This is a genomic window from Neobacillus sp. PS2-9, assembly GCF_030915525.1.
Lineage (GTDB): Bacteria > Bacillota > Bacilli > Bacillales > Cytobacillaceae > Neobacillus.
In genome coordinates, this window is the sequence record NZ_CP133269.1 from 4,068,411 (window position 1) to 4,082,183 (window position 13,773).

Sequence of the window (13,773 nt, forward strand, 5' to 3'; positions counted from 1 at the left end):
AATGGGACAAAAAAACACAAGTTGCGCAGCGAAGTAAACGCAACCTGTGTTTGGTTTAATCACGTCAAACAGAAAATAATTAACAGAAAACGATTGATGGTAAGGTTACATTCACATATTCAGTTGTTGAATTTAAATTGTTCTTTTTCATGTTGTAACCCTCCATTTCCTTTTTTTTCTTCTTTGTTAGATTATCATCGACGGTTTTTAAAGTCAATTCCCATTTTTCAGAAACCTTCAAACTTCTGCTTAATGCCCTTTACCTTTTCCTTTATGCTTGTTCTTTTTATCCCACTTTTCTTTTTGTTTATTCCATTTATTTTCCCATTTTTGGACTTCGTTATTAAACTGCTGTTCGATTCCCCGTTTACTCTCTTCTTCTTTCTTTTTCTTCTCCATCAAAGTAGAAATATGGGTCACTTTAAAGCTTTGATTAGGTTGGTTTCTAAGAGCGTCCGTCATCACATCACGGAATAACACCGCTGAACCTGTACCGCTTGTTGGAGTTATATAATGACTGGCATCTGTTTTGTCATAGCCAACCCAAAACGCTCCAACTAGTTGAGGAGTATAGCCAACGAACCATTGATCTTTCAACCCATTGATCCCTTTAATTGGCACCTGAGTGGAACCTGTTTTCCCTGCTGTTTCCCTACCAGGTATTTGCGCCGCTTTTCCTGTTCCTTGTTCCACTACACCTAAGAGCATGGTAGTCATATTATCCGTAACTGATTTTGTCGTCACTTTCACTTTCTTTTCTTTCCACTCGGCGACAACCTGACCATCTGCGTCAACAATTTTTTTGATTACATGTGCTTCTATACGGACGCCATTATTAGGAAACACGGAAAAGGCTTCTGCCATATCAAGAGGGGAAACCCCCTTATGCAACCCGCCAAGAGCAAGTGATAGATTACGGTCAGCTTTATCCAAGGAAATACCAAACCTTTTGATTGAATCCAACCCTTTTTGTATCCCAAGTTGATTAAGTAGCCATACGGCAGAGACATTTTTCGACTCTTTCACTGCCTCATACATCGGTACTTCGCCCTCATATTGATGGTCATAATTACTCGGCTGGTAGCTTCCGAACTTCATTGGCTCATCCTTTAACATATCAGTAATTTTCCAACCTTCTTCAAGTGCAGGCGTATACACGGCTAACGGCTTAAAAGAAGATCCTGGTTGTGCTTCTAACTGTGTAGCACGGTTATATCCTCTGAAAGTGTGCTCGCCCCTACCACCAACAAGTGCTCTGACTCCTCCAGTTTTAGGGTCAACGATGACACCACCACTTTGAACAAGCCGATCGTTTCCTTTAGGGAACAAGGTATCATTTTCATACGTTTTCTCCATCGCTACTTGCACTTTTGGGTCAAGCTCCGTGTAAATTCGGTATCCCCCTGTTAATAAATCATCTTGTGATAAACCATATTGTTTAATTGCTTCCTCTAACACTTGATCAACATAATAAGGGAATTTTCCACGAAACGGATCTCCTCCCTTATCATTTAAAACTACTTCCTCATGTAAAGCTTGTTCATATTGCTTACTCGAAATATATCCTTGTTTTTTCATTTGTAATAAGACGATATTACGACGTTCCGTTGCACTTTTCATATGGTCATACGGATTTAAAGCAGAAGGAGCTTTAATTAAGCCTGCAAGTAATGCAGATTCACTAACAGTTAAATCTTTCACCTCTTTAGCAAAATATTTACTCGCTGCTTGTTTAATTCCATATGCTCCATTCCCAAAATATATTTGATTTAAATACATTTGGAGGATTTCTTGTTTTGAATATTTTCTTTCAACCGCAAGGGATAAGAAAACTTCCTGTATTTTTCTGTTCAATGTTTTTTCAGATGTAAGTAGTGTGTTTTTTGTTAATTGTTGGGTAATCGTACTACCCCCTTCGACCATTCCTCCTGCTTTAAGGTCCCGAAAGAGAGCCCTCGAGGTACCTATCAGATCGACACCATTATGTTGATAGTATCGATGATCCTCGATGGCAACAACAGCATTTTTCATTGACACGGGAACTTCCTTAATAGGAACTCCTTCATTCTTATTAGCTGAAACCTTACTTGCCACTTTTTCATTCACATCATAAAAAACTGTGGGCTGTGGCAGTTCATTTTTCAATTTAGATATATCGGCACTATTTGCAAAGTAAGAAATAATTCCAAAAAAACCTAGGATGATGATTAATACAAATAAAACAATGAATTGAAGCAAATGCCACTTTTTCCAGTTCTTAAAAATATCTTTAAATATCATTTGATGACTTCCTTCTCTGTAAATTATGACAGGTATAATTTTCGATGATTCGCAATGTTTTATGACGGTTTCAATAAAAATAATTCTCTGTTAAACGTGTCTGTTGATTTCCGCTCCAGTCGCTTCGCTTTCCGTGGGCGTTTCGGCGAGCCTCCTCGGCGCTTGCGCCTGCGGGGTCTCTCCTGAACCGTACTCCCACAGGAGTCTTCGCGCCTTCCGCTCCAATCAACAGGGTATAAAAATCATCAAGTTTCTTTTACACAGCTAAAAATAAAAAAAGATGGACAAGTGCCATCTTTCTTCATTCGTCATTATAATTAGCTTTTTGTTATTTCTTTAAAGCGTTGTTTTGTAAGCTTTTCATCGAAGCTACTAAAAATCCTATAGTTTTGCTCATCTAGTATTCGAAAATGTTTACTAAGTATATTTTGTTGAAGAATAAATCCATTCTTCTTATATACTACTTTCCACCAAATTCGGCCGCCAAGTGTTTTCGTTTTACGAAAATCTATTCCTTCACGTGCGACAGTTTCCAATACTTCTAAAGGCTCATTTCCAAATAAGAATTGAACTGTTTCTGTTTCACGAAAAAGAGCACATATAGAAACAGCAGTGGACCAGTTGGCAAGAACTCTTCCCTTCTCAATTTGTACAAGTGTTTTTTTTGAGACACCAATAATTTCTGCCATTTTATCCTGAGTATATCCTGCTTCCGTCCGAATAAGACGAAGCTTTTCAGAAACCTGCATAATAATTTCATCCCTGGTCACATATAAGCCCTTCCTTCACTAACATCTAGTGTAATTTTACACAACTTCCGTCTCTCGTTCAAATATTATGAAAAAAACTGCTATCCATTCAACTGATAGCAGTTTTATATCTAGGTTATTTATTTATGTTTGGCGGAAGTCCACACTGACTTGAACAGGAATTTTTAAGTTCACATGCAGCGCATTTCCCTTTTTTAGATTTATTTATGAACTTTACTAAAGCCCATGTTGCATATCCAAAAATCGCTGCACCAATAATAATATTGGCAATCATAGCTCTCACCTCTTTTTAGAATTAACCAATTCCCAACAACATACCACCTTGGTAAATGATTAATGACAATACATAGGCAATCACAAAGGCATAAATCATAGAAAAAGCTGTCCATTTTTTTGAATTAGTTTCTTTATATATCGTTGCTACAGTTGCTAAGCATGGAATATATAACAAAATGAATACCATGAAACTATAAGCAGCAAGCGGTGTGTAATAATTAGCCAGCAATGCTTGCAAACCAGCATCATTTGGAACAAAATAAATAATATTCATCGTTGAGATAATCGCTTCTTTTGCTAGAAATCCAGTAATTAACGATGCCGAAGCCTGCCATGTTCCAAAGCCAATTGGATCAAAGATTGGAGCAATTACGTTTCCAATTGCTGCTAAGAAACTATGATCCATATCTACATTTAGTCCTTTGGGGCCCGCATAGGATAACAACCAAATAAATACAGAACCTGCAAAAATAAATGTACCAGCCTTTCTTACAAACCCTTTCCCTTTATCCCATGTACTTCTCCAAAGAGATTGAAACTGTGGCAACCTATATGGCGGCAGTTCAATAACAAACAAGGAAGTTTCAGATTTTAGTAAGGTAGTAGAGAATACTTTGGCCAATACTAAGGCAACAACAATCCCTAGAACATAAAGACTTAACACAACAAATGCTTTATGAGCGGCGAAAAATGCTCCGACAAATAAGGCATATACAGGTAATCGTGCGGAACATGACATTAACGGGGTGAGCAGGATCGTTAACAAACGCTCACGTGGGGTTTCAATTGTTCGTGCTGCCATGATTCCAGGTACATTACAACCAAAACCTATCATCATCGGAATAAATGCTTTTCCGTTTAGTCCAACCGATTCCATAATTCGATCCATTACTAGTGCAACACGAGCCATGTACCCAGAGTCCTCAAGTAATGAAATGAAAAAGAAGAGTATAAAAATTTGTGGAACAAACACAAGTACGCCACCGACACCTGCTACCAAACCTTCAATAATTAATGCATGAATAAATGCTGATGCATGAATGGCTCCTAACACTTTCTCAAAGCCAGCCGTTACAGGGCCGGTTAAGAAAGCATCTAAAACGTCTGATAAGGGAGTTCCCAACCAATCAAACGTTAACATAAACATAAAATACATTAACAGCAAAAAGATCGGCATACCAAGGTATCGATTTGTAACGATAGAATCTATCTTTTCAGACAAAGGTATTACGGTATCACTTTTTCTAGCCACTTCAGCAATGATTTTTTCAATAACTTCTTTTCTTTTTAGATAAATAAAGTTTGTTAATGATTTAAAGTCGGTCTGTTTTTGTAACTCCGATTCTAATTTTCCCATAATAGCTTTAAGCTTTTGTGGGTTGGTTAGGCCATTAACATAGTTTTTTACATATTCATTGCCTTCAAAGTATTGGACCGCTAAAAAACGTAGAGAGTGATTTGTTTTTCCAGTTAATTCTCCTGAAAATGCAGTAATTGCTTCCTCGAGCTCTTTACCATAATAAGTGAGATTCTTTTTAGTTGGTTGGATGGATTTCGCTCCGATTACATCTACAAGCTTATCGCACCCTTTCCCACTTCTTGCCACAACAGGCACTACTGAAACACCGAGAATCTCTGAAAGTTTCATATAATCAATTTGAATGCCTCGCTTATTAGCAACATCTATCATATTTAATCCGATAAGTGCAGGCTTTTCAAACTCAAGCAATTGGAGTGTTAAATGGAGATTCCGCTCCAATTGTGAGGCATCTAAAATATTCAATAAACGATCAACTGATTCATTTAAAAAGAAGGAAGTGACAACACCTTCATCTTTTGATAATGGATTAAGAGTGTATACTCCAGGTAAATCTATTAAATGTCCAAGGTTTTTCTTAAATACTCCAACCTTTTTTTCAACTGTTACACCGCTCCAGTTCCCAACATATTCATAGGAACCTGTTAAGTTATTAAACAATGATGTCTTTCCTGTATTTGGGTTTCCTATAAGAGCAATTTCCATTAGATTCTTTCCACCTCAATCTGAACGGCTTCCTTGCGGCGGATTCCAACGCATTGTCCGCAGGACTCTATCATAATTGGGCCACCAAACGGCATGACGCATTTTACACATACTTCTGAGCCTTCTGTGATTCCTAAATCAAGCAATCGTCTTTGAACTAGGTGACCAACATGAGAAAGATCTAATATTTTCCCTTTATCTCCCGCTTTTAATGAACCAAACATGTATATCACCCTTATCTAGGTTAATTGAGAATGATTATCTTTCTATATTGCCATTTTAACACTTTTTTTAGGTAATAAGCATATTAAATTTGACAAAGTTTCGAAAAAATTTCATAAAAAAAAGGAAGAGCGTCTCGCTTTTCCTTTTTTTTACTAACCTGGTTTATTTGAACAGTCTTTTTGGTAATGCACTGATAACTAGAATAATGATAATGGCACTGATAATAAAACTTGGGAGCATATAGGTACCATTATATAGCAGGGAGTAAACAGCTACTGGCTGCCCTTTTGGAGCATACTCTCCAAAAAATACAATTCCTGATACAACATGGCAAAGGTAACGAAGAACACTTCCTAAGAAGGCTCCAAGTACTACGTAGGTCATCCATTTTCCTTTGTTCTGATCATTAAGTGCATTCTTTATTTGTGCTGCAAAAATACCGGCGAAGCCCACAACAGTAAAGGCAATAAAGTAATCAATAATTCCTTGAATCAGGGTATAAATTTGTGAATATCCAAGAATAAATTGTAACAGGCCTAGTAAGAATCCTGTAAGGACGCCACCTTTAACCCCCCAGCGATAAGCCATAAGAAACACCGGGACCATGGCAATCGAAATAGATCCGCCTTGTGGCCAAATTTTAAATGAAAGGATATTCCCAACATAATCTAATAAATAAGCAAGTGCGGTAAACACCGCTACTTCTGTAATAAAAAGCGTGTTACTCCTGTTCTTGTTCATTTTTGTTTCCCCCTTTTATATGTAAATCCAATAAAACAGTCCACAAAAAAAGCAATGCATGACTATTAGGAATGTCTGCATTGCTTTGCTATCGGCAAACCACATCCCTACGCTAGCGTTAACTAACAGGTTCATAGGGTCAGAACTCTACCGTTCACTCTCAGCCGCATAAAAGCAGCTCCCCTTGTGGAAATATTCTATTGTTTTCCCTTAAAAATATACTACTGTTTCTTTGTTTTTACAAGGAATATCTACATGCTGGGCCTTATAGAAACAATAACTTAAAAGATAAAATACGAAAATCCACCTTCGTTTTATTTATAGAAATTATTGGGAAATATTTTTTTTATTTATATCTTAGAGGATTTTTGCCTTTACCCTCGAATTTACATGGTAATCAGTTTTGTTAAAACCATAGGGGGACACAACAATGTTTACGGGAGAACAAACGGATTTAGTTGCTTTTTTTCAAAAAAATAAAGAGAAACTAGTTCAAGAGTGGGAAGATTCCATTGTGATTAATCATGGGGACCCCTTCAAGTTGAAAATCAGGGAAAATGGGGAAGCCCTACTTAATGTAATCCTTTCAATGCATAAGGTATCTAAAGAGGAACTTATAGAAATCGTAAAAAAGATTGCCATAGAAGTTTCAGAAGAAAGGGTACTGGCTAATATCAATATTGGTGATTTTGTCTACAATGTTAATCTCGGTCGGACCATTCTATATAGTTATTTGAGTAAAACAGGAATTTCCTGGTCAGATTTGCAGGAATCCATAAATAAGATCAATTTTTGTTTTGATAAATTTTTATACTATGCAGTTTCCCATTATTCAGAAGCAAAAAACAAGATTATTGAAGAAAAGACGATGTTCATTGATTCAACTCACCAGGACCGATTAACCCTTCTCGGTCAAATGACATCAAGCTTTATTCATGAATTTAGGAATCCGCTCACTTCAGTTCAAGGATTCATCCAATTACTTAAGGCAGATTATCCAAACATGAGATATTTAGATATCATTTCAGGGGAGTTAGACCAACTTAATTTTCGAATATCCCAGTTTCTTCTGCTTTCAAAGAAGGAACTTATTGGGAAAGAAAAAATTGATTTCAAATTGAATCAACTTATCGATGAGGTGTTAAATTTCCTTTATCCTAGTATATTGGATGGAAAAGTGAAAATTAAAAGAGATTTGAGCAAAGATTTCACTTTGAATGGATATGCTGATGAAATTAGACAAGTCTTTATTAATATTATTTTTAATGCAATTGATGTTCTAAATCATCACGAAGTGGACTTACCTACAATTGAAATAAGCACCTGTGTGGAAAATGAAGAGTTGATTAAAATCAGTATATCTAATAATGGACCTGCCATTCCGGCGGAATTAAGAAAAACCATTTTTGAACCCTTTTTTACAACTAAAAAGCTAGGTACTGGTCTTGGATTATTTGTTTGTAAAGAAATTATTGAGAAACATAAGGGAGAATTAACATGCGATTCCTCTCTTGATAAAACAACTTTTTCTATCTGCTTACCTGTACTATCTTAAAAAGGGACAAACCTACCTCCTTTCAAATCCCACTTTTAAAAAGCAGGGATTTTTTTATTTCTTCCTTATATACATCTTCCGCAATATAACCATTTTGCATATGATGTACTAAAAATTTGGGGAGACTAGGCGTATGTTTACATTAAAAGTTGATAATGAAATTGAACTTCAGTTGTTTCAACACCACCACGCTTTAAAACTTTATCAACTGGTTGAAAAGAATCGAGACCATTTACGAGAATGGCTGCCTTGGGTGGACTCCATGAATTCCCCTTATCAATTTGAATCGATTATCCCCATCTGGCTCAACCAATTTGCTGAAAATCAAGGGTTCAATGTTGGAATTCTCTTTAAGGGAGAACTCGTCGGTTCCGTTGGCTTACACCAAATAGATTGGCATAACAGAACGGTTAGTATTGGCTACTATCTTTCCCAATCCGCAGTAGGACATGGCGTCATGACACGTTCCGTTCAAGCTTTACTTAATTATGCTTTCTTCGATTTGGGTTTAAATCGGGTAGAAATACGCTGCGGTGAAAATAACAAAAAAAGTCGTGCCATTCCTGAAAGGCTTGGTTTTGTAAAGGAAGGCACAATAAGAGACGGTGAACAATTATACGGTAAATATCATGACCTCATTTGCTATGGCATGCTTGCTCGCGACTGGAATGGTTTTGTCTCGAGTTAAGCTATTTTTTTTATAGATTGATTCACCTTAAAAAAAAGACAAATTAACATTATTTGGACAATCGGATAGAACGGAAATGAATAAAAAATCATATACCCTTCTCTATAATGATACACACCAAGTTCATGGGCGAACCATTCAAGAGTAAACCCAAAAAGTGACCAGCAAAGAATGTAGAAAAAGAAATACTTGAATGGTATCTTAAACCAGTCCCAAATATAAATAAAAAAATATGAGGATGGGCCAAACATGGTATAAGAGAAAAAATCAATCAACTGAAAGGAAGAATTATCATTTACATTGTAAAAATTAAATGGTTCGATACTAATGGTATGATCGAAAAAGAAACCAACAAAAATACCAAATAACACTAAGAAGAGGCTTATATTAAATGAAAAACGCTTTTTCATAAAAAAAATGGCCCCGAATCCAACAATATTCATAATGATGACAAACCATTCATTTTGATTGAATGAATGATCATATATGGTCATATTTCTTCCTCACTTTCTTTATGCTCTAGAAATTTAAGAACATAAACCAATATCACAAAAAAACTTAAGTAAAGAAGGACAGATAATATCAAATGCCAATGTATATAAACTAAAAGCTTTGCCTTAATGGCTGTAAATTCAATTAAAAAGAATGAAGCTATCATCCCTAAAACGAGGAGTGTTTTCGCCTTGTTTTTTTTTATTTGTTTATAAGCATTAAGGAATATTAAAAAAAGTAGTGGACATACGCCATCACGATAGAGAATGAATGCAAAGAAACCTTCCTTTTGATGTGTGTATTCAATGAAATGCTTATTTAACGAAAGGATAGTCATTGAATTGATCAGCAGCATCGAAGAAAGAAAGAAAAGATTCAACTGATTCACAAAAGATATTTTTTTCGATTGAAAGGTAAAAATAGCTGCTAAAATTAAGGTCATTAGTGTTGAAAAGAAAATAATCATTTTTCCCCCACTTGGCACTAGAAAATTTCCTTTATTATTCCACATTGTAGAAAATTTAAGCATTATCATATTCCATAGGAAGCGATTATAAGTTTATTGCCTCTCTTCAAGTAGAATTACGGAGTTAGGGCATAATGAAAGAAAAGTAATCGTAAGTGAGGTGGCACCCTTACTATTGTAAGGTGAGATATGATTGGGATAAATGTAGGGATTATTGTTATCCTAGTTGCTTTTACTGCATTTTTTGTGGCCTCTGAATTTGCAATGGTAAAGGTACGAACAACAAGAATTGATCAATTAATCGCAGAAGGCAATACAAAAGCAGAGAAGGCGAAGAAAATACTCTCCAATTTGGATGGATATTTATCCGCTACTCAAGTAGGAATTACTATTACCTCCTTAATACTCGGCTGGCTAGGGGAGCCAACCATAAGAATATTACTAAATCCCCTATTTGAATGGATTCAATTACCCTTTTCAATAAAACAGATCCTCTCGTTTATAGTGGCCTTTGGTGTTATCACTTATTTTAATGTTGTGGTTGGAGAACTCGCTCCTAAAACATTTGCTATTCAGAAAGCGGAACAAATCATTTTGCTGTTTGCTCCAGCACTTATTTTGTTTTATAGACTAATGTATCCTTTTATTTGGGCCCTCAATAGATCAGCACGCTTTGTTACCGGTCTTTTCGGGATTGCCCCAATCTCTGATCAAGACATGGTTCTTTCCGAAGAGGAACTAAGGATGATACTTTCCCAAAGCTATGAGAGTGGAGAAATTAATCAATCTGAATATCGCTATATGAATCGAATTTTCGAGTTTGATAATCGGATTGCGAAAGAAATTATGGTACCAAGGACAGAAGTGATCACCCTTTCTAAAGATGCTTGTATGGAAGAAATTATTAATATTGTAAAGGAAGAAAAATATACAAGATATCCATTAATTGATGGGGATAAGGACAATATTTTAGGTGTTGTAAATATTAAAGAAGTACTAACGGATTGTATCCAGCAAAAATGCAATGGTAAGGAACCCCTCCTTCCATACTTGAAACCAGTCATTCATGTGATAGAAACGATTCCCATTCAAGAACTATTAGTAAAACTGCAAAAAAACAGAAGCCATATGGCAGTGTTATTAGATGAGTATGGTGGCACAGCCGGTATTGTAACCGTTGAGGACATACTTGAAGAAATTGTGGGAGAAATACGGGATGAATTTGATTTGGACGAGCTCCCTCTTATTCAGAAAAAGGGAGAAAACCACTACGTGCTGGATGGAAAAGTACTAATTAGTGCGGTAAATGATCTTTTAGGTACCAACCTCGAAGAAGAAGAGGTTGACACGATTGGAGGCTGGTTTTTAACACAAAAATTTGATGTACATGAAGGAGAAAGCATTGAAATGGAAGGATTTGTTTTTCAGATAAAAGAAATTGAAGGACACCATATACTATATATTGAAGTTAAAAAAGCACCAACGTCTTCTGTTCAGTAGGAGGCGTTTTTTTGATCATTTTTTTATTATAAACCTATATTTTATTATTCATATTTACATTGCTTTCCCATAAAATGTTGATAACAACTGCTAATTAACCAGAACGTTTGACTGTATAGTTTAAATTATTTATAATTATTGTAATTTTAATTATGTTGAGGTGGTATGATGGGGCTGTCTATCGTATTGGCGAAATAGCCGAAATAGCGCATGTGTCAAAGAGAACGATCGACTATTACACGTCTATTGGCTTATTAAAAGCAGAACGCTCTAAGTCAAATTACCGCATCTATTCGGATGATTCATTAGAGGATCTAAAATTTATAGAAGAATGCAAGAGTCTGCATTACCCTTTAGACGAGATTAGAAGAAAGCTAGAAATGAGAAAGGCAAAGAATATTCGTGAATCAGAAGTGGATAGACATGTTAGTGCAGTAACACAGCAAATGAAGCAGCTTCATAGCGATTTATTTGATCTCATACCAGTTTTAGAAAACTTGGATGAACATCAGAAGGAAAAATTAATGAACAACTTGAGCCTGCTCAGAAATGCACTAAAGACGTCACTGATGAAAGTAACGAGTTAATTTTTTTATTATATTGGGAGGTGACTCCTTACTCGTCTTACAACGGGTTAAGGGAACTTATTTGGACATATTTAACTTGGTTATTATAGCCATTTTAATTGCTTTAACTGCTTTTTTTGTAACTTCAGAGTTTGCAATTGTAAAAATAAGAAGTTCAAGGATAGACCAGTTAATTGAGGAAGGAAGTTCGAAGGCAGTTTCTGCAAAAAAGGTGATTTCAAACCTGGATGAATATCTTTCTGCCTGTCAGTTAGGAATTACAATCACTGCCTTAGGTTTAGGGTGGATTGGGGAATCAACCATTGAGCATATGCTAAGTCCTCTTTTCCATAAAATAAACATTCCTGAGAGTGCAACGCAGGTATTATCGGTAGGAATTGCGTTTGCAGCCATTACCTTTTTGCATGTAGTGGTTGGAGAGCTCGCACCTAAGACTTTGGCCATTCAAAAGGCTGAATTAATTACCTTAATTGTGTCACGTCCACTCATCCTCTTCTATAAAATCATGTACCCTTTTATTTGGGTACTGAATGGGTCTGCACGGGTTGTTTCCAGTCTATTTGGACTGAAGCCCGTATCAGAGAACGAAATTGCTCATACAGAGGAAGAACTTCGAATCATCCTTTCTGAAAGCTATAAAAGTGGTGAAATTAACCAATCAGAGTTTAAGTATGTAAATAAAATTTTTGAGTTTGATAATCGAATTGCTAAAGAAATAATGGTCCCTCGGACAGAAATGGTTTCTTTATCAAAAGATGACTCATTAGAAACATTTCTACAAGTGTTACGAGAAGAAAAGTTTACAAGGTATCCAATTATTGATGGAGATAAAGACCATATTATCGGATTAGTGAATATTAAAGAAGTGATGACTGATATAATAGGCAATGAAAGTCTTTCTTCTCAAACATTAGAAAACTATACTCGACCAATTATTAGAGTGATAGAGACGATTCCTATTCATGACCTTCTTGTAAAAATGCAAAAGGATCGAGTCCATATGGCTATTTTAATGGATGAATATGGTGGTACTTCGGGCCTTGTAACCGTTGAAGATATACTCGAAGAAATTGTAGGGGAAATTCGTGACGAATTTGATATGGATGAAATTCCAGAAATCCGTAAAATAAAAGAAAACCATTATATCATAGACTCTAAGGTTTTAGTTACCGAGGTTAATGATTTATTGGGAATTGAAATTGATGATGAAGATATAGATACTATTGGTGGGTGGATCCTAACTGAAAATTATGAAGCAAAAGAAGGAGACACCTTTATTCACGACGCCTTTACCTTTAAAATCCTGGATATGGAGGAACATCATATCCGGTATATTGAAGTCACAAAAATCTCTAATGATGGCGAAGCTGTAATTCAGCAAATGGCCGTACCGAATTCAGAAGTACTTTCATAAAATAGACCAATCAGATTGGTCTATTTTTTTTGCCTAAATAACCAATTTATAGGACATATATCCAATCAATTAGCCCGCTTTTTACGTATTTTATTGTAAAGGAGGGATGAAGAATGAACCATGTTTCAGTTTTATTTTTAGCTTGTATTCTGGCTGGGTTTGCCCTAATGAAAGTGGCAACAGTTGGATTCTTATCAAGCTTGTCATCATTTATTATTATTGTTGGTGCACTAGTAGTTATCGTTTTTGCTCTTGCAATTATTTACCTTGGCCTTAAATCGCTCACAAAAATGTAAGCGTTTTAAATAATTTTTAAAAAAGGGATCAGATGAAACCCCTCTGATCCCTTTTTGTATCAATATTCAAAAATTATCTGTCTTTTAATATGATGAGCTCCTCTTCCGCTTTAGCTATTTTAACTAAATGTGAATCAAGCCGGCGATTAATGTGCTGAATTTCTTTGCTCTGTGTGTCCTCAATACGTTGTAAAGAATCTTTAATATCAGATAAGTCAATTTGATTGACCTCTACTCTATGTTCAATGCTATCCATCTTTTCTAGTCTGGAAAGCCTCTTTTCAATGTTCTCTAAAGTTGTATTAAATGTATGAATTAAACTTTTAATATCCGTGATATTTTCCGTTAATTTTTCAAGTTCTTTTTCCATCTCGAACACTCCTTTAACTTTTTCTTTTTCTTTTTCTTTTATTTTAACATCGTTTTCACTATCAACATGTTACAAAAACAGCAACAATGA

15 protein-coding genes and 1 riboswitch are annotated in these 13,773 nt (G+C 35.6%); of the genes, 6 read left to right on the forward strand and 9 right to left on the reverse strand.

Going from position 1 to position 13,773, the window contains the following annotated elements:
• Positions 1 to 249: 249 nt before the first annotated feature.
• The 6 genes from RCG25_RS20405 to thiT form a co-directional block, all read right to left on the reverse strand.
• The gene (locus RCG25_RS20405) at positions 250 to 2,280 is read right to left on the reverse strand and encodes a transglycosylase domain-containing protein (RefSeq protein ID WP_308080655.1); all 2,031 of its coding nucleotides are present in this window, start codon (positions 2,278 to 2,280) and stop codon (positions 250 to 252) included.
• Between the two features lie 317 nt (positions 2,281 to 2,597).
• A complete protein-coding gene (locus tag RCG25_RS20410; protein ID WP_308080657.1) occupies positions 2,598 to 3,050 on the reverse strand; it encodes a helix-turn-helix transcriptional regulator in 453 nt (150 codons plus the stop codon).
• 115 nt (positions 3,051 to 3,165) lie between these two features.
• Positions 3,166 to 3,324 carry a FeoB-associated Cys-rich membrane protein gene (locus RCG25_RS20415; protein WP_308080658.1) on the reverse strand — a complete coding sequence of 53 codons (159 nt, stop codon included), beginning with the start codon at positions 3,322 to 3,324 and terminating at the stop codon, positions 3,166 to 3,168.
• Positions 3,325 to 3,345: 21 nt separating this feature from the next.
• Positions 3,346 to 5,349: a ferrous iron transport protein B gene (gene feoB, locus RCG25_RS20420; protein ID WP_308080659.1), complete on the reverse strand. Its 2,004-nt coding sequence runs from the start codon at positions 5,347 to 5,349 to the stop codon at positions 3,346 to 3,348.
• Positions 5,349 to 5,573: a FeoA family protein gene (locus RCG25_RS20425; RefSeq protein ID WP_307289639.1), complete on the reverse strand. Its 225-nt coding sequence runs from the start codon at positions 5,571 to 5,573 to the stop codon at positions 5,349 to 5,351. The genes feoB and RCG25_RS20425 overlap by 1 nt, the downstream gene beginning before the upstream one ends.
• Positions 5,574 to 5,736: 163 nt before the next feature.
• Complete coding sequence (thiT, locus tag RCG25_RS20430) at positions 5,737 to 6,315, reverse strand: energy-coupled thiamine transporter ThiT (RefSeq protein ID WP_308080661.1); 579 nt, start codon at positions 6,313 to 6,315, stop codon at positions 5,737 to 5,739.
• 87 nt (positions 6,316 to 6,402) lie between these two features.
• Positions 6,403 to 6,510: riboswitch (TPP riboswitch) on the reverse strand.
• A gap of 235 nt (positions 6,511 to 6,745) precedes the next feature.
• Here thiT and RCG25_RS20435 point away from each other — a divergent pair.
• Both RCG25_RS20435 and RCG25_RS20440 read left to right on the forward strand, forming a co-directional pair.
• A complete protein-coding gene (locus RCG25_RS20435) occupies positions 6,746 to 7,870 on the forward strand; it encodes a histidine kinase N-terminal domain-containing protein (RefSeq protein ID WP_308080662.1) in 1,125 nt (374 codons plus the stop codon).
• Between the two features lie 133 nt (positions 7,871 to 8,003).
• On the forward strand, positions 8,004 to 8,558 hold the full coding sequence (locus tag RCG25_RS20440) for a GNAT family N-acetyltransferase (protein WP_308080663.1): 555 nt from the start codon (positions 8,004 to 8,006) through the stop codon (positions 8,556 to 8,558).
• On the opposite strand, the gene RCG25_RS20445 is transcribed toward RCG25_RS20440, so the two are convergent.
• Entirely contained in the window at positions 8,555 to 9,052 is a 498-nt protein-coding gene (locus RCG25_RS20445) for a hypothetical protein (protein ID WP_308080664.1), read from the reverse strand. The genes RCG25_RS20440 and RCG25_RS20445 overlap by 4 nt on opposite strands.
• Complete coding sequence (locus tag RCG25_RS20450) at positions 9,049 to 9,516, reverse strand: hypothetical protein (RefSeq protein ID WP_308080665.1); 468 nt, start codon at positions 9,514 to 9,516, stop codon at positions 9,049 to 9,051. Before RCG25_RS20450 ends, RCG25_RS20445 begins: the two co-directional genes overlap by 4 nt.
• A 189-nt stretch (positions 9,517 to 9,705) precedes the next feature.
• Here RCG25_RS20450 and RCG25_RS20455 point away from each other — a divergent pair, with 189 nt between their 5' ends.
• The 4 genes from RCG25_RS20455 (at position 9,706) to RCG25_RS20470 (ending at position 13,313) form a co-directional block, all read left to right on the forward strand.
• Positions 9,706 to 11,016, forward strand: coding sequence for a hemolysin family protein (locus RCG25_RS20455; RefSeq protein WP_308080666.1), 1,311 nt, complete (start codon positions 9,706 to 9,708; stop codon positions 11,014 to 11,016).
• Between the two features lie 152 nt (positions 11,017 to 11,168).
• Positions 11,169 to 11,603 carry a MerR family transcriptional regulator gene (locus RCG25_RS20460; protein ID WP_308080667.1) on the forward strand — a complete coding sequence of 145 codons (435 nt, stop codon included), beginning with the start codon at positions 11,169 to 11,171 and terminating at the stop codon, positions 11,601 to 11,603.
• A gap of 61 nt (positions 11,604 to 11,664) precedes the next feature.
• Positions 11,665 to 13,017 (forward strand): hemolysin family protein, encoded by a 1,353-nt coding sequence (locus RCG25_RS20465; RefSeq protein WP_308080668.1) that lies wholly within the window; start codon positions 11,665 to 11,667, stop codon positions 13,015 to 13,017.
• A 113-nt stretch (positions 13,018 to 13,130) separates the two neighbouring features.
• Positions 13,131 to 13,313 (forward strand): hypothetical protein, encoded by a 183-nt coding sequence (locus RCG25_RS20470; RefSeq protein ID WP_308080669.1) that lies wholly within the window; start codon positions 13,131 to 13,133, stop codon positions 13,311 to 13,313.
• A 73-nt stretch (positions 13,314 to 13,386) separates the two neighbouring features.
• On the opposite strand, the gene RCG25_RS20475 is transcribed toward RCG25_RS20470, so the two are convergent.
• Positions 13,387 to 13,683 carry a hypothetical protein gene (locus RCG25_RS20475; protein WP_308080670.1) on the reverse strand — a complete coding sequence of 99 codons (297 nt, stop codon included), beginning with the start codon at positions 13,681 to 13,683 and terminating at the stop codon, positions 13,387 to 13,389.
• Positions 13,684 to 13,773: the final 90 nt, after the last annotated feature.

Excerpts from the sequence above, each read along its gene's own strand:
- RCG25_RS20415 (WP_308080658.1), bottom strand. The coding sequence starts at position 3,324 with ATGATTGCCAATATTATTATTGGTGCAGCGATTTTTGGATATGCAACA.
- feoB (WP_308080659.1), bottom strand. The coding sequence starts at position 5,349 with ATGGAAATTGCTCTTATAGGAAACCCAAATACAGGAAAGACATCATTG.
- RCG25_RS20405 (WP_308080655.1), bottom strand. The coding sequence starts at position 2,280 with ATGATATTTAAAGATATTTTTAAGAACTGGAAAAAGTGGCATTTGCTT.
- RCG25_RS20425 (WP_307289639.1), bottom strand. The coding sequence starts at position 5,573 with ATGTTTGGTTCATTAAAAGCGGGAGATAAAGGGAAAATATTAGATCTT.
- RCG25_RS20475 (WP_308080670.1), bottom strand. The coding sequence starts at position 13,683 with ATGGAAAAAGAACTTGAAAAATTAACGGAAAATATCACGGATATTAAA.
- RCG25_RS20470 (WP_308080669.1), top strand. The coding sequence starts at position 13,131 with ATGAACCATGTTTCAGTTTTATTTTTAGCTTGTATTCTGGCTGGGTTT.
- RCG25_RS20455 (WP_308080666.1), top strand. The coding sequence starts at position 9,706 with ATGATTGGGATAAATGTAGGGATTATTGTTATCCTAGTTGCTTTTACT.
- RCG25_RS20440 (WP_308080663.1), top strand. The coding sequence starts at position 8,004 with ATGTTTACATTAAAAGTTGATAATGAAATTGAACTTCAGTTGTTTCAA.
- RCG25_RS20450 (WP_308080665.1), bottom strand. The coding sequence starts at position 9,516 with ATGATTATTTTCTTTTCAACACTAATGACCTTAATTTTAGCAGCTATT.
- RCG25_RS20435 (WP_308080662.1), top strand. The coding sequence starts at position 6,746 with ATGTTTACGGGAGAACAAACGGATTTAGTTGCTTTTTTTCAAAAAAAT.
- thiT (WP_308080661.1), bottom strand. The coding sequence starts at position 6,315 with ATGAACAAGAACAGGAGTAACACGCTTTTTATTACAGAAGTAGCGGTG.
- RCG25_RS20445 (WP_308080664.1), bottom strand. The coding sequence starts at position 9,052 with ATGACCATATATGATCATTCATTCAATCAAAATGAATGGTTTGTCATC.
- RCG25_RS20460 (WP_308080667.1), top strand. The coding sequence starts at position 11,169 with ATGTTGAGGTGGTATGATGGGGCTGTCTATCGTATTGGCGAAATAGCC.